Genomic DNA, 24,876 nt, shown 5'->3' on the forward strand with positions numbered 1-24,876 from the left:
CTGGTGGTGGGCGACGGCCGCAACACGGTGGAGGCCGGCGACGGCGACAACCATGTCAGCGCCGGGCGCGACGGCGACGTGATCAGCGCCGGCCGCGGCGACGATACGATCTATGCGGGCGACGGGTCCAACCAGGTCAATGCCGGGCACGGGGATAATGTCGTGTCGGCTGGAAGCGGCTCGGACACGGTGTCCGCCGGGCGGGGCGACGATACGATCCGGGTCGGGGACGGCCACAACAGCGTGGCGGCGGGCGGCGGCGACGACAACGTGACCGCCGGCTCCGGCCGCGACACCCTGTCGGGTGGCGCCGGCAACGATCTGCTGCGGGCGGGGAACGGCGACAACCAGGTCGACGGCGGCACCGGAAACGACACGATCAGCGCCGGTAGCGGCCGCGACGCCCTGTCCGGCGGTGCCGGCAACGACCGGATCCTGGCCGGGGACGGCAATGACACGGTGGCCGGCGGGGCCGGGGCCGATACGGTGGATCTCGGCGCCGGCAACGACGTCGGCGTGTTCGACGTCGATGCCAACCGCAACACCCGAGGCCTCGACGACTACCAGGGCGGCTCCGGCCGCGACACGCTGCGGGTCGAGGTCTCCTCCGAGCGACTGGAAGGCGGTGCCGGCGACGATCTGTTCGCCCTGAAGGACCATTTCCAGGACATCCGCGACGGTCTGGCCGATGCCGACTCCAGCCGGACGTTCGACGGGCTCGATCTGACGATCGACAGCTTCGAGAATGTAGAATTCGTCGTCGACGGCGAGGTCGCCGACCTCAACCGCGGTCCGGTCGTCACCGGCGTGCAGTCGGTCAGCCTGTCCATCGGGCAGTCCGGTGGACTCGCCGACGCGACCGTCGGCGGTGGACGCAACCCGGCCGATCTGGCGGTCTCCTCCGGCTTGGGCGACGCCAGCCCGGGCAGTATCGCACTGCTGTCCCAGGTCGAGGTCAGCGATTCCGACCGCGAGGACAGCATCAGCCGGGCCGAGGTCCGGGTCGAGAACCTGGGCGGGGCGGGCACGGTCACCGTCGCCACGGGCGTCGCCGGCATCACCGCTGTGGTCGTCGCCCAGGAGGACGGGAGCGTCATCGTCACCTTCGAGGGCGACGCCCCGCCCTCGCGCTATACCGAGGCGTTGCGGTCGGTGTCGCTGAGCCTGTCGGAGACCCCGTCCGGCGGCAGCGAGGCGCGGATCAGCGTGGTGGTCCAGGATGAGCACGGCGCCCGTAACGAGGCGGCGACCGCCGGCCTCGACATCGCGGACGAACGCCCGGACGCGGTCGACGGCGAGGGCGCCGACACCCTGAGCGGCGGCGCTGCCCACGACACCCTCACCGGTGGCGAAGGGAACGACAGTGTCTCTGGTGACGCCGGTGCCGATACCCTGAGTGGCGGCGAGGGTAATGACAGCGTCTCCGGCGACGCTGGCTCCGACACGTTGAGCGGTGGCGAAGGGAACGACAGTGTCTCCGGTGATGCCGGCGGCGATACGCTGAGCGGGGGCGCGGGCAACGACAGCGTCTCCGGCGACGCTGGCGCCGATACGCTGAGCGGCGGAGACGGGAATGACAGCGTCTCCGGCGATGCCGGTGCCGATACGCTCAGCGGTGGCGAAGGCAACGACAGCGTCTCCGGCGATGCCGGTGCCGATACGCTGAGCGGCGGCGAGGGCAACGACAGTGTCTCCGGCGATGCCGGTGCCGATACGCTGAGCGGCGGCGAGGGCAACGACAGTGTCTCCGGCGATGCCGGTGCCGATACGCTGAGCGGCGGCGCGGGCAACGACAGCGTGTCGGGCGGTGCGGGCGAGGATTCCCCGGCGGTCCGTCAGGACGGCGACGACCTGCTGATCGGCGGCAACGGATCCGACCGGCTCTATGGCGGCTCCGGCAGCGACACGCTCTCCGGCGGCGAGAACGACGACTATCTCGACGGCGGCTCCGGCGCCGACACGATGATGGGCGGCAACGGCAGGGATACCTTCGTGGCCACCGATGGCGACGTGATCGCCGATTACGGCGACCAGGACGTGGTCCGGATCAACGCCAGTGTCGGGACCGACAATGTCGCGCTGCAGTCGGACGGAACCACCACCGAGGTGAGCATCGATCTCGACGGCGACGGCGAGGGTGACGGCGCCTTCTCCATGAACGGCGATTTCGCATCGGTCTCCGCGACCAGCAATGGCGAAACCACGGACCTGAGCTTCGTCGCGGGACCGTCCGGAAACGGCAACCGATCCGGATCTGCCGGCTATCAGGACGGCGGAGCAGGCAATAACGGCGCAGGCAGTAACGAGGCTGGAGACGGTGGTGCTGACGAGGAGATCTCCCGCAGTCGGTTCTCCTCCGGCAGAGGCGGCGATCGGGGCGGGATCGTCTCAGGCGCTGCCCGTGTCGGCCCGGTATCGGAGGACACCGGCGAGCGGCTGAACGGTAGCCACGGTGACGACCTGATATCGGGTGGTAGCGGCAATGACACGCTGAACGGCGGTAACGGCAGCGACACCCTGTCCGGCGGCGCCGGCAACGACTCCCTCGACGGCAGTCATGATCGCGATGCGCTCCAGGGCGGCGAGGGCGACGACACCCTGAAGGGCGGCAACGGCAGCGACACGCTGTCCGGCGGCGCCGGTAACGACCGGCTGGAGGGCAGCCACGACGCCGACCTGCTCGACGGCGGGTCCGGCAACGACACCCTGTCCGGCGGCAACGGGATGGACAGCCTCGCCGGCGGCGATGGCGACGACTCCCTGGCCGGGAGCCACGATAACGACGCGATGTCGGGCGGGGCGGGGAACGACACGCTGTCCGGTGGCAACGGGGCCGACACCCTGTCCGGCGGGGCCGGCGACGATCTGCTGGACGGCAGCCACGACAGTGATGTGCTGTCCGGCGGGGCCGGCGACGACACCCTGTCGGCGGGCAACGGCCGGGATACGGTCGCCGGCGGTGACGGCGACGACACGGTGATCGGCGGCCATGACGACGACGTGCTCTATGGCGGTGACGGGGCCGACGAGGATGCGGCCCTGTTCGCCGAGGTCGAATCCGGCGACGCGGCCGCCCAGAGCCAGGACTGGGTCTCGCTCAGCGAGGGCGAGTCCGGCGATCAGGTCAGCGACGGTGGCGATGCCGGCGACGATAGCGGCGGCGACGGCTGGAACGACAGCGGCGACGGTGGCGACAGCGGTGGCGGCGCGGACAGCGGCGGGACTCCGGCCGGCGAGGATCTCGACGACAACATGCAGGTCGCCGGCTTCGGGTGAGGCGGCGCGCCCTATCCCATTCGCCGGTTTCCCGGCCTCACGCCAGGATCGAGACGTCGGCTTTGTGGAGCGTTTCCGGATCGATCGGACCGGTTCCGCAGGGCATCGTCTTCGGCCCCGGCGCAAGGCCGGGCAGGCGGATGGATGGGTAGGGATCGTAGCGGGAAGACGCCGGAAGCACCGGCGCCGCCGTCCCCTCAGCGCTCCGTGAAGCCGACCTGGAAGGCGCGGGTGATCGGCTTGGCCAGGTAGTCCAGCAGGGTCCGGTCCGAGGTGCGGATATCCGCCTGCACGATCATGCCCGGCAGGATCATGTGCTTGCCCGGCTCCTCGCCGAAATGGTTGTGCTCCAGCCGGATCACCACATTGTAGAAGCTGCCGCCGTTGTTCGTGGTCACCGTGGTCGGCGAGATCCGTTCCACCTTGCCCGGCATGCCGCCGAACTGGGCGAAGTCATAGGCCGTCACCCGCACCGTGGCCTCCTGGCCGGGGGCGACGAAGGCCACGTCCTTCGGGTTCAGCAGCACTTCCACCACATAGTCGTCCTCGATCGGCACGATCTGGGCGACCGCCGCGCCCGGGGCCACCACCGAACCGGAGGAGGTGAAGACGAGCTCCTGGACCACGCCGCGGATCGGCGAGGTGATGTCGAGCCGGGCGAAGCGGTCCTCGAACCGGCTGATCGACTCCTTCACCTCGGCGCGCTCGGATGAAATGGTGGTGATCTCGGCCAGGGCCTGGCTGTCGTCGGTGCTCTCGAACGACACCCGCCGCGCCTCGATCTCGGCGATCTCCTGGCGGTTGCGGGAGATCAGCCCCTCGAGCTGCACGAGCTGGCCGCGGGTGCGGTTCAGGTCGCGCAGCACGTCGAGATAGGTGAAGCGCCGGGTCAGCCCCTTGTCGAGCAGCTCCTTGCGCAGCCGCTCCTCCTCCTCGATCAGCTTGATGCTGTCCTCGATGGTCGTGCGCTGGGACAGCAGGGTGGCCAGCTGGATGTTCTGGTCCTTGAGCTGTTCCTCGAACAGCTGCATACGGTCCCTGCGGGTCGCCCGGCTGGCGGCCAGCAGCTCGCTCTGCTCGTTGGCCAGTTCCGGATAGGAGTCCCGCCAGGGGGAGAAATCGGGCTCGCGGTCCTGGATCTGGGCGTAGAGCCGCTCCAGCCGGGCCGCCAGCGACGCCTCGCGGGTGCGCAGCTGCCGCAGTTCCGAGCCGGCGCCGGTGCCGCTCATCCGTATGACGGTCTGGCCGGGCTCGACGATGTCGCCGGGTCGCACCAGCACCTGCTCGACGATGCCGCCCTCCAGATGCTGCAGCACGGTGACGTTGGACGACGGGATCACCGAGCCGTCGGCCCGCGCCACCTGGTCGAGCCGGGCGGTCGCCGCCCAGGCGACCGCGCCGGCCACGGCGAAGGCCATCAGCAGGATGGTCAGCCGGATCAGCCGGGGCGAGCTGCTCTCCTCCAGATGGATCGACTGGGCGAGATAGGAGGTGCGGCGCACCGCCGGCGTGCCGGCGGATCGCCCGGGACGGGGGGAGACGGTGAGGTTGCTCATGGGTTCTGGATCCCGGAGATCGACAAGGAGTCGCGCTTGGCCTCGGTGAGGCGGCCCTGGTTGAGTTCGAAGACACGGTCGGCGAGGCGCATCGCGCTCGGCCGGTGCGTCACGAAGAAGATGGTGCGGTGGCCCTTGAGCGACTGCAGCTCCTGGGTCAGCGCGACGTCGCCGATGCCGTCCAGGTTCTGGGCCGGCTCGTCCAGCAGCATGACCGGACTGTCCTTGAGCCAGATCCGGGCGAGCGACAGCTTCTGGCGGAAGCTTTCAGACAGGCTGACGCTCTTCTCGTCGCCGATCACGGTCTCGAATCCCTCGGGCAGGGCCTCGACCTCGTCGAGTGCCCCGGCCCGGTCGCAGGCGTCGCGCAGCGACTGGAACGGCGCGTCGGGGCGGGCGAGACGCAGGTTCTGGGCGATCGTGCCGTGGAACAGGTCGGTGGTCTGGGACAGGTAGCCGACATTGCGGCGGTGCTCGACCGGCCCCAGGTGGCGCATCTCCACCCCGCCGAAGAAGATCGTGCCGGCCTGCGGGCGCAGCAGCCCGGCCATGACCTTGAGCAGGGTCGACTTGCCGGATCCGCTCGGTCCGATCAGCGCGACCATCTCGCCCGGTTTCACGTCCAGCGAGACGGCGAGCAGGGCCGGGTCGGTCTCCTGGTTGTAGCGCACCGACAGCCGGCGCACGGCGATGTTGGAGGTGAAACGGTGGTCGGCCACCCGGGCGTCGGTCGTCGTGTCCTCCGACTTGGCCCGCATCAGCCGGTCGACCTGGGCGATGGTGCCGCGCATCTGCACCAGGCGGGGAAGGCTCTGGCAGCCGACCTGGGCCGGGACCAGGATGCGCCACACCAGGGCCATGGAGGCAACCAGCGCGCCGGTGGTCATGCGCTGGTCGATGACGGCCTCGGCGCCGAAGAACAGGGTCATCAGCCCGGTCGCCATCAGAACCCCGTGCAGCAGCGACTGCAGCACCGTGTTCAGTCGGGACACGCGGTTGCGCTCCAGGGCGGTGCGGGCGGAGAGCGGTCGCAGGCGGTCCATGAAGGCGGCGCCCATCACCGTGGCGCGGATGCCGCGCTGCTTGGAGATCACCTCGGTCGCCACCTGGTCGCGCGCCGCCCGGGCGGCCGCCGCGTCGCGCTCGGCCCGCTGGATCGACGGCACGAACAGGGCGCCGAGCAGGCCGATGGCGACCAGGCCCAGCAGCGGCACCAGGACGATCGGCTGGGCGATCAGCGCGATGACCAGGATCGAGGTGAGGATCAGCGGCACCTCCAGGAGCAGGGTCATGACCGGCGAGTTCATGACGTCCCGCAGGCCCTGGAAGCCGCGGAACCGCGCGAGCTGGGAGCCGAGCGTGTTGCCTTCCGTCCCGCTCGGCGGCAGCGAGAGGATCTTGCGGAACGCCTCGGTCGACAGCAGGAAGTCGATGCGTCCGGCCACATGGGCGACCGAGGCGCCGCGGATCTGGCGCAGGCAGAAATCGACGAACAGGGCGAGTGCCACCCCCGGCAGCAGCCAGTAAAGGCTGGTGGGCGAGGCGGCCGGGATGACGCTGTCATACACGGTCATCACGAAGATCGGCACGATCACCCCGAATACGGAGCCGATCACGCTGGTGATCGCGACCATGGCGATCTCGCGGCGGAAGCGGCGGAACAGCGCGCCGACGAAGGAGGTGTCCGGCTCCGCCGCGTCGTCCTCGTGCTGGTCGCGGGCGAAGGTGTAGTAGTAGCCGATCACCTTGGAGGCCCGGAACCGAACCACCTCGCGGCTGCGGCTGTCGAAGGCTGTGACCTCGCCGCCGCTGCGGGTGAGGATCACCAGGGGCACGCCGGTCTCCGACACGAACAGGCAGGGCGTCAGACGCGCATCGATGTCGGAGGCCCGGCCCTTGTGCCGCACGCTGACATAGCCGAGTTCGGCCAGCACGTTGCGGAAGTCGATCAGGTCGATGCGCTCGGCCACGTGGGGCAGCGCGCGCAGCAGCTTGTCCGGATCCGGCACCCAGCCCAGCGCGGTCAGCAGCGGCATCAGGCAGGACGCGAAGTCGGAGGCGAGCTCGAAGCGGCCCATCTCCTCCTGGCGCAGGGCATCGGCCAGCCCGTCGCGGACCGTCATGGTGCTCATTGCGCGGCACCTCCCGCGCCGACGACCCGCAGCTCGGCGTGCACCTCGACCGCCGGCGCGTCGTCGCCTGCGCCGTCCGCCACCTCGTCGGACCCGATGGTGATCTCGCGATGGGCCAGCGCCTGGAAGGACGGGCGCGGCGTGACCAGCAGGATGGTGGTGCTGGTCTGCCGGCGGGCCAGGGCCGCGCGGAGGCGGTCGTCGGCGTCGCGGTCCAGGTTGGAGTTGCACTCGTCCATCAGGACGATGTCCGGCAGCCGGGCCAGGGCCCGGACGATGGGGATCTGCTGGCGGATCGAGGCCGGCAGGGTATCGCCGGCGCCGGCCCGGACCTCGGTCTGGAAGCCCATGGGCAGCTTCGACACGGCCTCGGTCAGCCCCAGTTCCTCGGCCACGTCCTCGACCTCGGCGATGTGCTCCGGCGACGGGTCGAAACCGGTGATGTTGTCGAAGATCGTCCCCTCGAACAGGGCCGGGTTGGGGCCGAGATAGGCGATGCGCGAGCGCAGCCACTCGTCGTCGAACGCTTCGGCCTCGACATTGTCGTAGAGCACGGTGCCCCGGTCCGGCAGCAGGATGTGACCGGCGAGAGCCAGCAGGGTGGACCTGCCGCCCCAGTTGCCGCGCGTCGAGATCAGCACGGTCTCCGCCGGCTCGACCGCCAGGGACAGGTTCTCGAACACCGTCCGGCCGTTGGAATAGCTGAAGGTGACGTCGCGGAACTCGATGGCGCCGTGCAGGGAGTCCCGCACGATGCCGCCGCCGCTGGCGATGGTCGGCATGGCGGCCAGTTCCCTGATGCGCTGCTTGGCGATGCGCACCGACTGGTATTGGCTCCACAGCATGGAGGCACGGTTGAGCGGCTGCAGGGCGCGCCCGGTCAGCAGCATGCAGGCGGCGATCCCGCCGATGGTCATGCCGCCGTTGATCACGGCGAGGCTGCCGGCGGCGACGATGGAGATCTGGGCGGCCTGGGTCACCAGGTTGGTCAGCGCCTGGGCCGAGATGCTGCCCTGGATCAGATTGGCGGTGATCGTGGCGCTCGACTCCATCACCCGCTCGTAGCGCCGCTTCATCAGCGGCTCCATGGCGTAGGACTTGATGGTGGAGATGCCGCTCAGAACCTCCGTCAGGAAGTTCGACTGGGCGGAATTGTTCGCCTGGCGCGCCTCCATCCGGCTGCGCACGCTCAGCCCGCTGACGATCGCGGCGATCGCGGTGAATCCCACGAAGGCCAGCAGCACGAAGCCCAGCGGCCCGCCGATCAGGAAGACCAGCGCGACGAACAGCACGAAGAACGGGAAGTCGACCAGGAGCTGCGGCAGGTAGCCGGCCCGGGATTCGCGGATCGCGTCGATCGCCCCCAGCCGCTCCAGATGTACGGCGGTCGATTCCGCCTGGAAGCTGCGCGGGTCGGCGGCGAACACCTTCTCCATGACGCCGAGGAAGGCCCGGTGGCTGTAGCGTGCCGCCCGGTGGCTGACGATGGCGCCGCGGGCGATGCGGATGATCACGTCGATCGCCAACGCCGCCAGTACGCCGGCGGTCAGCAGGCCGAGCGTATACTCGGATGCGTTCGGCAGCACCCGGTCATAGATGATCAGGATGGCGATCGGCAGGCCCGTAGCCATCAGGTTCGAGATCAGAGAGGCCAGCACGATCGACGGAGTCGCCGCGCTTGGGATGTTCTCTATGTCCTTCGCGAAGCTGCCCGCCTCTGCGTCCATTGTAGTGTTCCAACGTCCCCCACCAGTGCCGAAGTCATACCGCAAATCAAAGAGAATTGAACTAATTCTTATGGAATTACCCTCGTCTGGTTGGGTGTATTCGTTTCTGGTCTCCGTTGTCGCTCACCGTTGCCGGCCCGGGGCGAGACCCGGTCCCGCGGATGTCGATTCGCCGGCGGGCGGCCCGACATGGCGGGCAGATCACCGGCAGCGATGTATGGACAGCGGGGTGATCCGCTACGACTGGGGTGCGCCGGGTATTCGGACGCTATATATTGCGGCCAGGATCGGTCGGCGGCCCGCCGGTCCGGTGACGGGTGGGGTCGCGCGAGGGAATGCGGATATGCGGATCGTGATCGAGGACGGCGTGGCGCCGGAGGCGAATGCCATGCTCCAGGCGCTGTACAGCCGGTCGGCGTCGAGCGTCGTCGACCACCTGGCCCGCGTGCAGGAGCGCGGCTTCCGCAAGTTCATGGAAAGCTACTATGTGGGCTACGGTCACGAATCGATCGGCGACTGCGGCTTCACCACCATCTTCATCGAGGACGTCTCGATCCTGACCTGCAAGGCGGTGCAGGATACCCCGTTGTATTTCGGCCAGGAGACCTCCACCCGCTATCTCGACTTCTCCGCCCAGGGCTACAGCGACCCGGTGGGATCGTCGGAGTCCGAGGCGGTGATCCGGGGCTGGCTCGACCTCTATGCCCAGGTCAATGCCGAGACCCTGGTGGAGCTGACCGCCACCCAACCCTGCCCGGACGGGGTGAAGGAGGGGGTCTGGGCGAAGACTCTGGAGGCGCGCGCCTTCGACATCGCCCGTGGGTTCCTGCCGGCCGGCATCCATTCCCAGCTCTCCTGGACGACCAACCTGCGCCAGGCGGCCGATCATCTGCGCGACCTGGCCGTGCATCCGCTGGCGGAGGCCCGGGACACCGCGGCGAAGATCCTGGCGGAGTTGAAGGAGCGCTATCCGGGGTCGTTCAGCCATAAGGACTATCCGGCCCAGTCCGCCTACCGGGCGATGGCGGCGGGCGAGGGGGCGTACTATCGAGGCCAAGAGGATCACCCGGCCTTCGCCTATGTCTGCACCGCCGATCGCGCCGGCATCGACATGCTGGACCGGCGGATCTTCACCGATCGGCCGAAATACGAGCCGCTGCCGCGCCGCGCCGGCTCCTACGCCTCGTTCGAGTGCCAGTTCCTGCTGGATTTCGGCTCGTTCCGCGACATCCAGCGCCACCGCAACGGCTTCTGCGAGATGCCGCTGCTGAGCTGGGCCCACGGCTTTCATCCCTGGTACCTGGAGAGCCTGCCGGCGGAGACCCGCGCCTCGGTCGAGCCACGCATGGCCGAGCTGCGGGCGGCGGCCGAGAAGCTCGCCACCACCGACGAGGAGCGCCAGAATTACCTGCCGCTCGGCCTGCTGGTCCCGTGCCGGGTGGTCTACGATCTTCGGCAGATGGCCTATGTCGCGGAGCTGCGGTCGGGCAAGACGGTGCACGCCACCCTGCGCACTGTCGCCCATCGGTTGCACGACGCGGTGAAGACCGAATTCCCCTTCGTCGCCCTGCACTGCGATCTCGAGGACAGCGAACTCGATGCCCGCCGGGGAACCCAGGATATCAAGCCCGTCGCAAATTCCTGAACGACACGCAAAGATAGTGTACGCTCTCCCGACCGGCTGTCCGACCGGTCCAAAGAACCGGCGAACGTCGGAATAACAAGAACCTTCGGGAGGACGACATGTTCAAGCGTGCAGCGCCGCTGTCGAGCGGACAACCCGCTGACTCTGTTTTGAAAACCGGATCCGGCGGAGTCGATCGCCGAAAATTCCTGACCGCCGCGGCGGCCGTGGCGGCGACGACGGCGATGGCGCCCGATGCCTTCGCCCGCAACTTCGGGCCGAATGCCGACCCGGTGCGCTATCCGGAGCCCGACGTCATCGGCCTCGATCCCCGCTTCAAGTACAAGCTCGGCAACGCGCCGATCCAGCGGCTCTACACCGGCACGCTCTGGGCCGAGGGTCCGGCCTGGAACGGGGTGGGCCGCTACCTGATCTGGAGCGACATTCCCAATAACGAACAGCTCCGCTGGGTCGAGGAGGAGGGGCAGGTCACCCGCCGCTTCCGCTATCCTTCGGGCAATTCCAACGGCAACACCTTCGACTATCGCGGCCGGCAGATCGCCTGCGAGCACGGCAACCGGCGGGTGGTGCGCTACGAATACGACGGGTCGATCACGGTGCTGGCCGACAGCTTCGAGGGTGGTGAGTTCAATGCCCCGAACGACGCGGTGGTGCATCCCGACGACGGCTCGATCTGGTTCACCGACCCGGGCTATGGCGGGCTGATGGAATACGAGGGCAACCGGCTCGACACCGGCTCGGTGCAGCCGAACCGCAAGGAGGCGGTGTACCGGATCGACGCCAATTCCGGCGCGATCACCAAGGTCGCCGACGAGCCGTTCAAGCCGAACGGGCTGTGCTTCTCCCACGACTACAAGAAGCTGTATGTCGCCGATACGGGCGTGTCGCATTATCCCGAGGCGAAGAGCCAGATCTGGCAGTACGACCTGAACGGCGACACGCTGTCCAATCCCCGCACCTTCGCCAGCATGGAATGGGAGGGCAGGACGGGTTTCGCCGACGGCATCCGCTGCGACGAGGACGGCAACGTGTGGTCGAGTGCCGGCTGGGTCGGCGACGGCTATGACGGGGTGCATATCTTCGCCCCGAACGGCGACCGCATCGGCCAGATCAAGCTGCCGGAGATCTGCTCCAACCTGTGCTTCGGCGGCACCAAGCGGAACCGTCTGTTCATGACCGCCAGCCAGTCGATCTACGCGGTCTATGTGGAGACGCGGGGCGCGCACATCACCTGAGGGGGTTATTCCTCCCTCCGTCGTCATCCCGGGAGCGCCCGGACTTGATCCGGGGGCTGCCCGGGACCCCCGAGGCGTTATGGCTGGGTCCCGGCCGACCTCCGGGTCGAGCCCGGCAGTCGCCGGGATGACGGGACAAGGAAAAGGCGAGGCGGGTCACGGCCGCTCTTCCGCACGACCCGGCCTTGTGCCGGGGCGAGGTCAGAAGCACGCGCGGTGCTTGCGATCGTGCCCGGGTTTCAGGGCCCGTCACCGACCCTGGTTGTTACCCCGGCACAAGGTCGGGGAGCGGTTGATGGGGGACGCGGGTGAATGGGGAGGGGGCCATATCCCTTCAATCCCGCCGTTGCGTCCGGCCGTCCTTCGGTCCCATGCTGTGGGCAATAAACAAAAAACACCCATGGGAGGAACGTGCATGGCTTCGCCGAGGAGTGTCTACGAGCTCTTGCAGCAAGGTGCCGGCAGCGACCCGGCGATCGGGGCGCCCGGCCGGGGAGACCTGAGCTATGCCGGCCTGCGCGACCTGGTGGAGGCGACCGGCCGGGCGCTGGCCGGAGCCGGGATCGGCCCGGGCGACCGGGTCGGCATCGTGCTGGCGAACGGTCCGGCCATGGCCACCTGCTTCCTCGCCGTCGCCGCCCATGCGACCGCCGCCCCGCTGAACCCGGGATACCGCGCGGACGAGTTCGACTTCTACATCTCCGACCTGAAGGCCAAGGCGGTGATTGTCGCCGCCGGAGAGGACACGCCCGCCCGCGCCGTGGCGGAGAAGCACGGGGCCACGGTCATCGACCTGACCGAGGACGACAGCGGCCCGGCCGGCAGCTTCATGCTGGATGTGGGCGGCTCGTTGCCCGACGCCGCCCCGCCGGCCGATCCGGGGGACACTGCCCTGGTGCTGCACACCTCCGGCACCACCTCGAGGCCGAAGATCGTGCCGCTGTCCGGCGCCAACCTGGCGGCTTCGGCCGGACACATCGCCACCTCCCTGGCGCTGAAGCGGACCGACCGTTGCCTCAACATCATGCCGCTGTTCCACATCCACGGGCTGATGGCGGCGGTCAGCGCCTCGATGCGCGCCGGCGCCTCGGTCCATTGCGCGCCGGGCTTCAACGCCCTGCGGGTCTTCCAGCAGTTCGAGGAGGTGCGGCCGACCTGGTACACGGCGGTGCCGACCATGCATCAGGCGATCCTCGGCCGCGCGGCGCGCAACAGGGAGGTCATCGACGGCCTGAAGCTGCGCTTCATCCGCTCGTCCTCCTCCTCGCTGCCGCCGCAGGTGATGGCCGAGCTTGAGTCCGTGTTCGGCTGTCCGGTGATCGAGAGCTACGGCATGACGGAGGCCTCGCACCAGATGTCCTCCAACCCGCTGCCGCCGGCAGACCGCAAGCCGGGCACCGTCGGCATCGCCGCCGGCCCGGAGATCCGGCTGATGGACGCGGACGGCCGCTTCGCCGCACCGGGCGAGGCGGGGGAGATCGTGATCCGCGGCCCCAACGTCACCGCCGGCTACGAGAACAACCCCAAGGCCAATGCCGAGAACTTCCCCGACGATCCGGATGGCGGGGCGCGCTGGTTCCGCACCGGCGACGAGGGCCGGCTCGACGCCGACGGCTATCTCTCCATCACCGGCCGGCTGAAGGAGATCATCAACCGCGGCGGCGAGAAGATCGCGCCGCGCGAGGTCGACGAGGTGCTGATGGATCACGACGCCGTGGCCCAGGCGGTCACCTTCGCCGTCGCCCATCCCAAGCTCGGCGAGGAGGTCGGCGCCGCCGTCGTCCTGGGCGAGGGCAAGAGCGCCAGCGAACAGGAGCTGAAGGAGTTCGTCTCCGCCCGGCTGGCGGACTTCAAGGTGCCGCGCAAGCTGGTCATCCTGGACGAGATCCCGAAGGGGGCGACCGGCAAGCTGCAGCGCATCGGTCTGGCCAAGAAGCTCGGGTTGGAGGACTAGGCATGCGGGTCTGCATCTACGGCGCCGGGGCGATCGGCGGGTTTCTCGGCGTGGCCCTGGCCCGGGCCGGCTGCGAGGTCAGCCTCGTCGCCCGCGGCCCGCACCTGGCGGCGATCAGGGAGAACGGCCTCACCCTGCTGCAGGACGGACAGCGGGAGACGGTGCGCCTGAATGCCTCGGAGGATCCGGCGGAGCTCGGCCCGCAGGACCATGTGATCGTCGCGCTGAAGGCTCATTCGGTGCCGGCGGTGGCCGAGAAGATGACGGCACTGTTCCATGACGGCACATCGGTGGTGACGGCGGTCAACGGCGTGCCCTGGTGGTATTTTCACGGGCTCGGCGGCGATCTGGAGGGCACGCGGCTGGAGAGCGTCGATCCGGGCGGGGTGCAGTGGGACACGCTCGGCCCCGAGCGCGCGATCGGCTGCGTGGTCTATCCGGCCTGCGAGATCGAGGAGCCGGGGGTGATCACCCATCAGGACGGCGACCGCTTCACCCTGGGCGAGCCGTCGGGCGAGAAGACCGAGCGGGTGCAGGCGCTGTCTGAGGCGATGCGGGCGGGCGGGCTGAAGGCCCCGGTGCGGCCGCGCATCCGCGACGAGATCTGGGTGAAGCTCTGGGGCAACCTGTCCTTCAACCCGATCAGCGCGCTGACCGGCGCCACGCTCGAGCAGATCTGCCGCGATCCCGAGACCCGCGCCGTCGCCCGGGCGATGATGGTCGAGGGCCAGACGGTGGGCGAGGCCCTGGGCGTGAAGTTCGCCATCGACGTGGACAAGCGGATCGCCGGCGCCGAGGCGGTGGGGGCGCACAAGACCTCCATGCTTCAGGACCTGGAGCGCGGCCGGGCGATGGAGATCGATGCCCTGGTCGCTTCCGTCCAGGAACTCGGGCGCCTGACCGGCGTGGCGACACCGACCATCGACTTGGTGCTCGGCATGGTGAAGATGCGCGGCCGCACCGCCGGGTGTTACTGAGCGGACCTTTTAGGCATCCAATCCGCACCGTCATCCCGGCGCTCGCCGGGATGACGGGGTGGTGATGTGCGCGTGACAAACCACACGAAAAAATTGTTTCCGCGTTTACCGAATCTTTAGACCGTCCGGCGATACTCCGCTCAGAACAACACAGAAGTCTTCAGGAGGACGTCATATGGCGATCAGCGGTATCGGTGCCGGCACCGGGTTGGGCTCCCAGGGTCTGAGCCAGCTTCAGGGGCTGCAGGCGAGCCAGACGCTCGGCACCGGCCAGGGCGGCACTCAGGCCACCCAGCAGGCCGGTGGCCAGGGCACGCGGATCCAGGGTCCGACCCAGTCCTCCGCCGCGACCAACATCACCCCGACCGCGGTGGAAGAGACCGAGACGGGCAATACCCGCACCGCCCAGACCGCATCGTCCACCGCGACGCCGCCCGCCCCGCCGGCCGATTCGGGCCGCGGCCAGCTTCTCGACATCTCCGCCTGATACGCATTCGAATTCCCTGGCTTGCGCGCTAGCCGCGCACCGTACGATCCTTCGGTCCGTTCCCCTCCCAAACGGCCGAAGGATCGTACGATGACCGCCTCCGCTCCCGGAAAACTCGACCCTGACCTCGCCAGGCGCATCTCCGATGCGGTTGACGCCGCGTTCGATTCCCAGATCGAGTTCACCAAGGAGCTGGTCTCCCGTCCGTCCATCCGCGGCCAGGAACACCTCGCCCAGGACCTCATGGCCTCGGCCATGGCCAAGCGCGGCTATGCCGTCGATCGCTGGCTGGTCCGCGAGGACGACATCAAGCATCACGAAGGCTTCTCGCCGATCAAGGTCGACTACGCCAACGCCTGGAACGTCGTCGGCACCCACCGCCCGCGCAACGAGACCGGCCGCTCCCTTGTGCTGAACGGCCATGTGGACGTGGTGCCTGAGGGGCCGCTCGACATGTGGACCAGCCCGCCCTACCAGCCGCGCATCGACGGCGATTGGATGTACGGCCGCGGGGCCGGCGACATGAAGGCCGGCGTCGTCTCCAACATGTTCGCGCTCGACGCCCTGAAGGCCGCCGGGGTTCAGCCGGCCGGCCGCGTCCATCTGGAAAGCGTCTGCGAGGAGGAGAGCACCGGCAACGGCGCGCTGGCCACCCTGGTGCGCGGCTATACCGCCGATGCCTGCCTGATCAGCGAGCCGTCCTCCGGCCATGTGAACCGCGCCGTCATGGGCGTGACGTGGTTCCGGGTGCATGTGCGCGGCTTCCCGGTCCACGTGGCGACCGCTGGCAGCGGCTCGAACGCCATCATGGCCGCCTACGACCTGATGAAGGATCTGAAGGAGCTGGAGGCGCGCTGGAACGCCAAGAAGGGCGATACAAAGAACTACAAGGACGCCAAGCATCCGGTGAATCTAAACATCGGCAAGATCGAGGGCGGCGACTGGGCCTCTTCGGTGCCGGCCTGGTGCACCTTCGATTGCCGGGTGTCCTATTTCCCGGGCTTCAAGCCGCAGGAGATGGCGCGCGACATCGAGGACACGATCCGCAAGGCCTCGGCCAACCATCCGTTCCTGTCGAACAGCCCGCCGGATGTCGAGTTCAACGGCTTCTTCACCGAGGGCTACGACCTGGAGCCGGGCAGCGACGCCGAGTTGACGCTCGCCCGCCAGCACGAGGCGGTGTCCGGCAAGCCGCTGGAAGAGCGGATCGCCACCGCCTATATCGACAGCCGGGTCTTCGTGCTCTACGCGGGCATCCCCTGCCTGGTCTACGGCGCCCATGCGGAGAACGTACACGGCTTCGACGAGCGGGTGAGCATCGAGTCGATCCGCGAGTCGACCAAGGCCATCGCCCTGTTCATCGCCGACTGGTGCGGCACGGAGCCGGTGGCGGCGTAGGGGCAACTAACGCTCTCTAAAAAAACTCGTCATCCCGGCGAGGCTCGGGCTCGACCCGGGGCTCGGCCGGGACCCAATGCCCACCGCCACGGCTGGGTCCCGGGTAGCTCCCGGATCAGGTCCGGGCGCTCCCGGGATGACGGATCGGGGTTAGACGGAAAGGCTTATCGCTCCCCTCGGATGGGCCTGGCAGGCCAGGGCATGCCCGTCCGAAAGCGCCGCTTCCGGCGTCTGCGCGTAACCGATTTCTCCCGACAGCACCCGCACCGCGCAGGTACCGCACCGGCCCGAGCGGCACGAGAAGTCGATCGGCACGCCCGAGGCCTCGGCGAGGTCGAGCAGGGTTCCGGCCTGCGGTGTCCACCGAGCCGTCATCCCGCTCTCGGCGAAGGTGACCTCCGCCGGCATCGCATCGACCAGGGCCGGCACCTCGCCCGGCAGCGAGGACGGACCGAAGAACTCGTAATGGATCCGCTCGGCCGCGACGTTCAACCCGCGCAGGCCCGCATGCAGGTCGGCGACGAACCCGCCCGGCCCGCAGAGATAGAAGTCGTAATCCCCGAACGGCAGCAGGCCCCGCAGCAGGTCCAGGTCCACCCGCCCGGTGCTGGCATGATCCTCTCCCAGCACGTCCTGGGATCGCGGCCGGCTGAAGCGGATGTGCAGGTTCACCCCCGGCGTGTATAGCGCGAGCTGGCGGAGATGATCGGCAAACGCCTGTTCGGATCCGTCGCGCGCGCCGTGGATGAAATACACCTCGCGCGGGCTGCGGCTGCGCAGGCCGTCGCGCACCAGCTCGTTGAGCATCGCGATCATCGGAGTGATCCCGACCCCGGCGGAGAGCAGCACCACCGGTCGCCGGGACTCCGGATCGAGCACGAACTCGCCCCGCGGCGCCATGGCCTCCACCGTGTCGCCGGGCGCCAGCCGATCATGCAGGAAGCCGGACGCGGCGCCGCCCGCCTCGCGCTTCACGCTGATCCGCAGATGCCCGGGATGGGCGGCGTCCGACAGCGTGTAGGTGCGCAGCAGCGGCCGGTCGCCGCCGGGAAGGGTCAGCCGCAGGGGCAGGTACTGGCCGGCCCGGTGCGGGGCGATGCCGCCGCCATCGGCCGGGATCAGGTAGATCGAGCGGATCGTCGCGCTCTCCGCCTCGACCCGAGCGACGGTGAAGGGCCGCCAGGTGTCGCGCTCGGCTAGGGCCGCCCGGGTCTGCGCCGCCTCATCCCAGGTGCCGGTGGCGACCAGGACGGGCGAGGCCTCCTGCGGCGCGAACCTTACCGGCAGCACGCCCCGGCGCAGCACGACCGCGCTCGGCGTGAACCGCACCAGCCGTTCCGCTCCGCGGAACGCCGCCAGCTCCGGGCCGTCCCAGATCGTCTCCGCCGTGCCGGCGAGCTGCAGAAGGTCGCCGCTCTCGAAATCGGCGAACAGCAGGCCGGCGCGGGGATCCACCGCCAGGTTGCCCAGGGTGTTGAAGAAGTTGTTGCCGGAGAAGTCGGGCCACAGCACCGCACCGTCCTCGGTCACCGTCACGAAACCCGGCCGCCCGCCCCGGTGGGAGACGTCCACGCCCTGGGGTGCGTTGGTGGCGATGAAGAACGTATCGGCGCCGGCGATCCGCGCCCGCGCCTCATCGCCGATCCGGTCGGCGACCTCGGCGGCGGGGCGGCCGGCGACCGCCGCCGGCTCGCGGCTGCGGGTATGGATGTATTGCGGGCAGTTGCCGAAGCTCTCGGTCACCTCCAGGGTGAAGCCGGCCGCGTCCAGGGCGGCAATCCTGCCGTTGGCCCGGTTGCGCCGCCGGTTCTGCGGCATCAACCCGAGCAGGCCCAGGGGCGCGCCCGCCCGCAGTCCCGGGAGCACCCGATCGTCCGCCTCCGGCAGCAGGGCGACGGTCAGCGAGGTGCGGGTGGGCGAGGCGATAAAGCCCGGGTCGCCCGCCAGCACCGTCGCCCAGGGCTGGCCCGCGGGGTCGACGGCACCCACGAACAGCAGATCCAGATCGGCGAAGAACCGGCGGTGCTGGTCCGGCAGGAAGCGCCGGATGTTGAAGGCGCCGACCGGGGCGATCTGCTCGCGCACCCCGGCGCGCTCCTGCACCGCGAGTTCGCCAGGATGGAACGGGGTCGGATCGGGCGACGGGCTGGACATGGCGTGCTCCTGACGCAGCCGGGGAGATCGGGTCAGCCGAGGATGTCGGCCGCGGCGGGGAAGGGGACGAAGCGGGGATGCGCCTCCAGCCGTGCCAGCCAGCGTCGCACATGGGCATAGGGGGCGAGGTCGATATCGCCCTCCGGCGCATGGGCGACATAGCTGTAGATCGCCACGTCGGCGAAGGTCAGCCGTCCGGCCGCCAGATAGTCGCGGTCGGCGAGATGGGTGTCGAGCAGGGACAGAATCTGCGTCGCGATCGCCGCGGCCGCCGCGTGGTCGATCGGGGCGCCGAACACCCGCGCCAGCCGGGCCGCGCCGGGGCCGTATTTGATCTCGCCGGCGGCGACCGAGAACCAGCGCTGCACCCCGGCCGCCTCCACCGGATCGCGGGGCATCAGCGTGCCGTCGTCATACTTGGCGCCGAGATAGGCCAGGATGGCGTTGCTGTCGGCGATCACCGTGCCGGCATCGTCGATGACCGGCACCTGGCCGAACGGGTTCAGGGCGAGGAACTCCGGTTTCCTGTGGGCGCCGGCCCGCATGTCCATTGGCACCGTCTCATAGGGCAGCCCGAGGAGGGACAGGGCGAGCTCGATGCGGTGGCAATGGCCTGACAGGGGGGTGCCGTACAGCTTGATCGTGGTGGACACGGGATGCTCCTGAGAAGGAATGAACCGAACGATCGGTACATGTTTTGCCTGCGCCGAAGATCAAGGGGTGTGGGCCGAATTATCTTTTAGGTTGGGGTGTGCGGCGGGCGCCGACAAGCCGGGTTTCGGGCGGCTACCCGATCAGCGTCTTCTCCAGCCCGTCCAGCACACGGCGGAAGGGGGCGGTGTCTCCCAGACCGCGGGAGACCACGAGGCCGCCATGGATGGCGATCATCGCATCCTCCGCCCGGCGGGTGGCATCGTCGGGCGCATGGCCGGCCTCCCGGGCGATCCCGGCAAGGGCCGAGCGCAGGTTGGCCAGGCGCTGCGACACCCGCGGGCCGAACACCTCGCGCGCATCGCCGATGGCGAACAGCTCCAGCAGACAGGAGCGCCGGCCGCCCAGATAGAACCGGTCGAGCGCCGCCACCACGGCGCGGACCTTCTCCTGCGGCGAGGCGGCGCTTTCCAGAATCGGGACCACCTCGTCGCCCATCCACCGTTCCGCGCTGTCGAGGACGGCCAGGGCCATGTCCTCCTTCCCGTTGGGAAAGTAGTGATAGAGGCTGGAGCGGCCGAGCCCGGTGGCGTCGGACAGGAGCTTCAGGCTGGCGCCGCCGTAGCCGTGACGGCGGAACACGTCGCCCAATCGGTCGACGATCTCTTCGCGCGGGGCAGCCGGACGCGGCATGGTGGGCTCCTTCTATACCGAACGATCGATATAGAGGCGGCCTGGCCGCGCGCAACCGGTTTCGCGCACCGGGAACTGTGGGGCGGACCTCAGGCGATGGCTGCGTAGAGGTAGCCGGCGGCGAGCGATCCGCCCACTCCCAGCGCGAGATACAGAACAAAAGGCCGGATCCGGAGCACGGGCACGATCGCCAGGGCGCCCCAGATACTGACCACGCCGCCGGAGACCAGAAAGGCGAGAGCCGCACCCGGGGCCATGCCATGGTCCATCAGGCTCCGGGTCAGCGGCAGGGCGGCATAGCCGTCGATATAGGCCGGCGCTCCGACGAAGACCGCCAGCGGGATCGCCCAGGGACTGTCGGTGCCGAGCAGGTCCGCGAACGTTTCGGGTGCCAGAAATCGCTGCAGCAGGTATTCAGCGGCAAAGGCGGGTGTGAGGCAGATCAGGATCAGCCGGGTCATCGACCGGACCTCCCGCAGGAACCGCTCCCGACGGGCCGGCACCTGCCAGAACCGCCAGACCACCGCACTGGTCCTGTCCGTCCCAGCGATCCTTGCGTCCCAGTCCGACGGATGAGAGAGCGTTGCGCGCAGCGGCTTGGCGATCCAGGGCTGCCGCGCCAGGACGGCCACCACGCCGCCGCCGCCGAGTCCGATGAGGAAGGCGGCCAGGGTCTTAGCAACCGCCAATTCAACGCCGAGGACGGCGACGGTGGCCGCGACCATCGCCGGATCTGTGACCGGCGAGGACAGCCAGAATGCCATCACCGGCGCCAGCGGAACGCCGGCGGACAGCAGCCCGGTCATCAAGGGTAGAACGGTCACGCCGCAGACGGGCGTCACCGTGCCGAGGGCTGCGGCTGTCAGCACGGCCACGCCGACATTCCCTTTCAGGCTCCCCGACAGCCGCGCGCCGGCACTGCTGGCAAGGATCGCGGCCGACAGGAGCAGGCCAGGGATCACCAGCGGGGCGGCCGCAACGAAGCTCGACAGAACGAAATTCAGCGTGCCCAAAGCGAGCTCCGGGCGGAGCAGACCGATAAGACCGACGGCTGTCCCGGCGATGGCGATCCAGACCGGTTTCCAGCCGCGCTGCCTGATCGGCTTCTGTGCCGTCGTCACGGTTCTTCACTCCTGCGAGCACCTCGTTGCCTGAAGTGTGGAGACTGCTAGGGTATTTGTGAAACGAGTAGCATGGATGTTTGATATGAGTTTGATAAATGGATTTGTCCCACCGTTGGACAGCGATCTGCTGCGGACGTTCCGTGCGGTGGCCGCGTCGGGCAGCGTCACCGACGGGGCAAAGCGGGTGCTGCGATCGCAATCGGCGGTCAGCCTGCAGATCAAACGTCTGGAAGCGATCTTAGGTCGGCGTGTCTTCGAGCGGCGTGGACGCGGCGTCACGCTGACTGCCTACGGCGCGACCCTGCTGCCGATAGCCGATCGGGTGGTGGGTCTGCTCGACGAGGCGGTTGCCGAGGCCCGGGCCGGGGATCTGCTCGGGACGCTGCGTCTCGGCGTTCCGGAAGAGGTTGGGGAGTCGGCGCTCTCCACCGTGGTTGCCCGGCTGGTCCGCGAACATCCCAGGGTAGACCTTGCCGTGCGCTGCGGGCTCAGCTCCGGCTTTCCCGGCGCGATCGCAACCGGCGAGCTGGATGCCGCTGTCTGCGACGTGGAGAAAGGGGAGGTGGATTGGCCTGTGCTCGCGACGGTGGAGCGGGTATGGGTTGCCGATTCGGCGCAACGCCTGGAGGAATACGACCCGCTGCCGGTGGCGTTGTTCGACCGCGAGTGCGCCTGGCGGGATCTGGCGGTGGAGGCTCTGGAGCGAGACGGAAGACCCTACCGCGTGGTGTATACGAGCGAGTCCGTTGCAGGAGTGCGGGCGGCTGTGCGCTCGGGGCTGGCCGTCGCGCTGATGGGAACGCTGGAAGGGGAGGCGATGGGAGGAGTCGAGCGAATCCGAGGGCTGCCGGCCGTGCCGCCGTCGCACCTGGTGCTTATGCACCGGCCGGGGCTGGACCCCGAGATCGCCTCCGCCGTCGAGACTGCGATGCGCTCGGCCCTGGAGACTGAGATCCGCCAGTGAGCAGCCCTAGGATAGCGGTCGTCGGTGCCGGAATCGTCGGCGCGTCCATGGCCTATCACCTGGCGCTGCGCGGGGCGCGCGTCACCCTGGTGGACGTGGCGGAGCCGGGCTCCGGTGTCACGGCAAGGGCGTTCTCCTGGATCAACATCGCCCACACCGACCCGCATGCCTATCAGGACCTGCGGCAGGCGGCGATCGGCGATTGGCACCGGCTGGAGGCCGAACTCGACGGTGCGGTGACGGTGAACTGGACCGGCGCACTGAGCTGGGACGAGGACCTGGGCGAGACCGAACGTCTCGTCGCCCACCATGCCGCCGCCGGATACGATGTGCGCCTGGTCACCGGCTCGGAGATCTCGGACCTGGAGCCGGGCCTGATCGCGCCGCCCCGGATAGCGGCCCATGCGCCGGGGGAGGGCAGCGTGGATCCGGTGGTCGCGACCCGCGCGCTCTGCGCCGCCGCGCGGGAGGCGGGGGCGGTGCTGCGGTTCGGGGAGCGTGTCGCCGGGCTGATGGAAGCCGGCGGCAGGGTGACCGGCCTCGCGCTGGAGGACGGGGAGATCGCCGCCGATATCGTGGTCATGGCCGCCGGGGTCGGATCGACCGATCTGGTGCGGGGCGTTGGCCTCGACCTGCCGCTGCGGGCCTCGCCGGCGACCCTGGTGCGGATGCGCACCGCCGGGCGTCTGGTTCGGGGCATCGTCTGCTCGCCGGGTTTCGAGATCCGCCAGGCCGGCGACACGCTGATGCTGTCGGCCGCCGGCTATATCGACGAGACGCCGGAGAACGGCCCGATGGCGATCGGCCGTCGCGTCATGGAGGCGGTGCGGTCCGGTGTGCGGGGCGCGCAGGACATCGCGCTGATCGACGCCGTTCCCGGCTGGCGACCGATGCCGCGGGACGGCGCGCCCCTCGTCGGTTTCATGCCGGGCATCGGCGGGCTGTATCTGGCGGTGATGCACGCCGGCATCATCCTGGCTCCGGTAATCGGCCGGCTGGCGGCGGCGGAGATCCTGGACGGTCGTTCCGAGGACGCATTGCAGCCGTGCCGGCCTGAACGATTTGATCTCTAAGAGATTCGGTCTCTAGGCACACCCGCTGCGGCCTCGCCATACTCCCGGAAAACAAACCGAGAGTTCCTGGGAGGACAGTAATGGCCGAGACGTATCGTGTGGGCGACCTCGTCGCCGACTTTCTGCAGCGCATGGACGTGGAGACGGTGTTCGGCATCGTCTCTGTGCATAACATCCCCACGCTCGATGCCATCGGCCGCCGCAACGCCATCCGCTTCGTCACCGCCCGCAGCGAATACGGCGGCGGCCACATGGCCGATGCCTATGCAAGGGTGCATGGCGGGCTGGGCGTGCTGATCTCCAGCACCGGGCCCGGCGCGGCGAACGCGGTGCCGGCGCTGGTCGAGGCCGGGTTCGCCTCCACCCCGCTGCTGCACATCACCGGCCAGACGCCGACCGCCATGCTCGACCGCGACATGGGGCCAGTGCATGACGTGCCGGGTCAGTCGGCGATGCTCGCCTCGGTCTGCAAGAGCGCCTACCGAATCCTGTCCCCCGGCCAAGCTCTCGGCATCCTGACCCGGGCGGTGGCCGATGCCCTGACCGCGCCGACCGGACCGGTCAGCGTGGAGATCCCGATCGACGTGCAGCGCGCCGAGATCCCCCGACCGGCCGAGCTGGAGACCCTGACCCTGCCGCGCGCGGCCGCCGACCTGCCGGACGACGCCTCGTTGTCGGCGCTGGTGGACACGGTGAAAGCCGCCAAGCGACCGCTGCTCTGGGTCGGCAACGGGGCCAAGCACGCGGCCGGCGCGGTGCAGGCGCTGGTGGATCTGGGCATCCCGGTGATCAGCAGCTGGAACGGCCGCGGGGCGGTGCCGGAGGACCATCCGCTGTCGCTCGCCGCCGGGGCCGGGCTGCCGGAGATCCAGGCGTTTCTCGACACCGTCGACCTGCTGATCGTCGCCGGCTCGCGGCTGCGCGGCCACGAGACACAGGACCAGTCGCTCGGCCTACCGGCCCGTCGGGTGCAGATCGACATCGACGCCAAGGCCCAGGGGCGGACCTACACGACAGACCTGTTCGTGCGGGGCGCGGCGGAGACGACCCTGTCGGCCCTGGCCGGGCGGCTGGCGGACGGGCTGTCCCTCGATCCGGCCCTGGCGGGAGATGTGGCGACGGCACGCAAGGCGGCGAAGACGGCCTACAGCGCCTTCCTGGACGGCTATGCCGCCATGCCGGAGATCGTGCGCCGGGTACTGCCGCGCGACGGGGTGTTCGTGCGCGACGTCACCCTGTCCCACACCACCTGGGGCCACAAGGCGTTCGAGGTCTACGGACCGCGCGATACGCTGTACCCGGTGGGGGCGGCGATCGGGCCGGGCCTGTCCATGGGCATCGGCGCGGCCCTCGGGGCGGGCGGGCGCAAGACGCTCTGCATCAGCGGCGACGGCGGCTTCGCGATGAACCTGGGCGAGCTGTGGACCGCGGCGGACGAGCAGGCAGATGTGGTGTTCCTGGTGATGAACGACCGCGGTTTCGGGGTGATCAAACACATCCAGGACAGCCTGTATGGCGGCCGTCACCATTTCGCCGACCCGACCCCGCCGGACTTCAAGCGCCTGGCCGACGGCAGCGGCATGCCCTACGCGGTGGTGCGGTCGATGGACGCGCTGGAAGCGGCGCTGAGCGAGGCGCTGGCCGTGCCGGGTCCGGCGCTGGTGGAAGTCGACATGGCCGCGATCGGCCCGTACCCGCGCTACTACACGCCGCCGCCCTACGCGAAGGGGTGAGGGCAGCAGCGCGCCCACCCTCACACTACTCCGTCATCCCGGCGGGCCCCGGGCGCTCCCGGGATGACGGTCGTCATTGATTTTAAAGCGCCAGGAT

The 24,876-nt window shown here is 69.3% G+C and carries 16 protein-coding genes and 1 pseudogene; 10 read left to right on the plus strand and 7 right to left on the minus strand.

All coding sequences use genetic code 11. The features are described from left to right. Positions 1-3,276: pseudogene (locus G578_RS0102780) on the plus strand (hypothetical protein); the annotation flags it as partial. A 197-nt stretch (positions 3,277-3,473) separates the two neighbouring features. On the opposite strand, the gene G578_RS0102785 reads toward G578_RS0102780, so the two are convergent. Genes G578_RS0102785 through G578_RS0102795 form a run of 3 tightly spaced genes read right to left on the minus strand, consistent with a single transcriptional unit; the run spans position 3,474 to position 8,691 of the window. Then, complete coding sequence (locus G578_RS0102785) at positions 3,474-4,832, minus strand: HlyD family type I secretion periplasmic adaptor subunit (RefSeq protein WP_028792952.1); 1,359 nt, start codon at positions 4,830-4,832, stop codon at positions 3,474-3,476. After that, positions 4,829-6,964: a peptidase domain-containing ABC transporter gene (locus tag G578_RS24425; RefSeq protein WP_051243747.1), complete on the minus strand. Its 2,136-nt coding sequence runs from the start codon at positions 6,962-6,964 to the stop codon at positions 4,829-4,831. Before G578_RS24425 ends, G578_RS0102785 begins: the two co-directional genes overlap by 4 nt. After that, entirely contained in the window at positions 6,961-8,691 is a 1,731-nt protein-coding gene (locus G578_RS0102795) for a peptidase domain-containing ABC transporter (RefSeq protein ID WP_028792953.1), read from the minus strand. Before G578_RS0102795 ends, G578_RS24425 begins: the two co-directional genes overlap by 4 nt. A gap of 343 nt (positions 8,692-9,034) precedes the next feature. Here G578_RS0102795 and G578_RS0102800 point away from each other — a divergent pair, with 343 nt between their 5' ends. The 6 genes from G578_RS0102800 (at position 9,035) to G578_RS0102825 (ending at position 16,387) form a co-directional block, all read left to right on the plus strand. Continuing rightward, on the plus strand, positions 9,035-10,336 hold the full coding sequence (locus G578_RS0102800) for an FAD-dependent thymidylate synthase (RefSeq protein WP_028792954.1): 1,302 nt from the start codon (positions 9,035-9,037) through the stop codon (positions 10,334-10,336). A 98-nt stretch (positions 10,337-10,434) separates the two neighbouring features. Continuing rightward, positions 10,435-11,571, plus strand: a complete 1,137-nt coding sequence (locus tag G578_RS0102805; protein WP_084618649.1) for an SMP-30/gluconolactonase/LRE family protein — start codon at positions 10,435-10,437, stop codon at positions 11,569-11,571. A gap of 415 nt (positions 11,572-11,986) precedes the next feature. Then, positions 11,987-13,525 (plus strand): acyl--CoA ligase, encoded by a 1,539-nt coding sequence (locus G578_RS0102810; RefSeq protein ID WP_028792956.1) that lies wholly within the window; start codon positions 11,987-11,989, stop codon positions 13,523-13,525. Positions 13,526-13,527: 2 nt separating this feature from the next. After that, positions 13,528-14,502 (plus strand): 2-dehydropantoate 2-reductase, encoded by a 975-nt coding sequence (locus G578_RS0102815; protein ID WP_028792957.1) that lies wholly within the window; start codon positions 13,528-13,530, stop codon positions 14,500-14,502. Positions 14,503-14,677: 175 nt separating this feature from the next. Next, on the plus strand, positions 14,678-14,989 hold the full coding sequence (locus tag G578_RS0102820; RefSeq protein ID WP_028792958.1) for a hypothetical protein: 312 nt from the start codon (positions 14,678-14,680) through the stop codon (positions 14,987-14,989). Between the two features lie 90 nt (positions 14,990-15,079). Continuing rightward, entirely contained in the window at positions 15,080-16,387 is a 1,308-nt protein-coding gene (locus G578_RS0102825) for an ArgE/DapE family deacylase (protein WP_028792959.1), read from the plus strand. 150 nt (positions 16,388-16,537) lie between these two features. On the opposite strand, the gene G578_RS0102830 is transcribed toward G578_RS0102825, so the two are convergent. From G578_RS0102830 to G578_RS24430, 4 genes are all read right to left on the minus strand, one after another. Continuing rightward, a complete protein-coding gene (locus G578_RS0102830) occupies positions 16,538-18,541 on the minus strand; it encodes a 2Fe-2S iron-sulfur cluster-binding protein (protein WP_028792960.1) in 2,004 nt (667 codons plus the stop codon). Between the two features lie 32 nt (positions 18,542-18,573). Further along, positions 18,574-19,194, minus strand: a complete 621-nt coding sequence (locus tag G578_RS0102835) for a glutathione S-transferase family protein (protein ID WP_028792961.1) — start codon at positions 19,192-19,194, stop codon at positions 18,574-18,576. Positions 19,195-19,327: 133 nt separating this feature from the next. Then, positions 19,328-19,885, minus strand: coding sequence for a TetR/AcrR family transcriptional regulator (locus G578_RS0102840; RefSeq protein ID WP_028792962.1), 558 nt, complete (start codon positions 19,883-19,885; stop codon positions 19,328-19,330). A gap of 89 nt (positions 19,886-19,974) precedes the next feature. Next, complete coding sequence (locus tag G578_RS24430) at positions 19,975-21,006, minus strand: permease (protein ID WP_211228845.1); 1,032 nt, start codon at positions 21,004-21,006, stop codon at positions 19,975-19,977. Between the two features lie 115 nt (positions 21,007-21,121). Here G578_RS24430 and G578_RS0102850 point away from each other — a divergent pair, with 115 nt between their 5' ends. The 3 genes from G578_RS0102850 (at position 21,122) to G578_RS0102860 (ending at position 24,779) form a co-directional block, all read left to right on the plus strand. After that, the gene (locus G578_RS0102850; protein WP_169400813.1) at positions 21,122-21,973 is read left to right on the plus strand and encodes a LysR substrate-binding domain-containing protein; all 852 of its coding nucleotides are present in this window, start codon (positions 21,122-21,124) and stop codon (positions 21,971-21,973) included. Beyond that, the gene (locus G578_RS0102855) at positions 21,970-23,046 is read left to right on the plus strand and encodes an NAD(P)/FAD-dependent oxidoreductase (RefSeq protein ID WP_028792964.1); all 1,077 of its coding nucleotides are present in this window, start codon (positions 21,970-21,972) and stop codon (positions 23,044-23,046) included. The genes G578_RS0102850 and G578_RS0102855 overlap by 4 nt, the downstream gene beginning before the upstream one ends. Positions 23,047-23,126: 80 nt before the next feature. Further along, positions 23,127-24,779: a thiamine pyrophosphate-binding protein gene (locus tag G578_RS0102860; RefSeq protein WP_028792965.1), complete on the plus strand. Its 1,653-nt coding sequence runs from the start codon at positions 23,127-23,129 to the stop codon at positions 24,777-24,779. The last annotated feature ends 97 nt before the right edge of the window (positions 24,780-24,876 follow it).

Source organism: Thalassobaculum salexigens DSM 19539, assembly GCF_000423805.1.
GTDB lineage: Bacteria > Pseudomonadota > Alphaproteobacteria > Thalassobaculales > Thalassobaculaceae > Thalassobaculum > Thalassobaculum litoreum.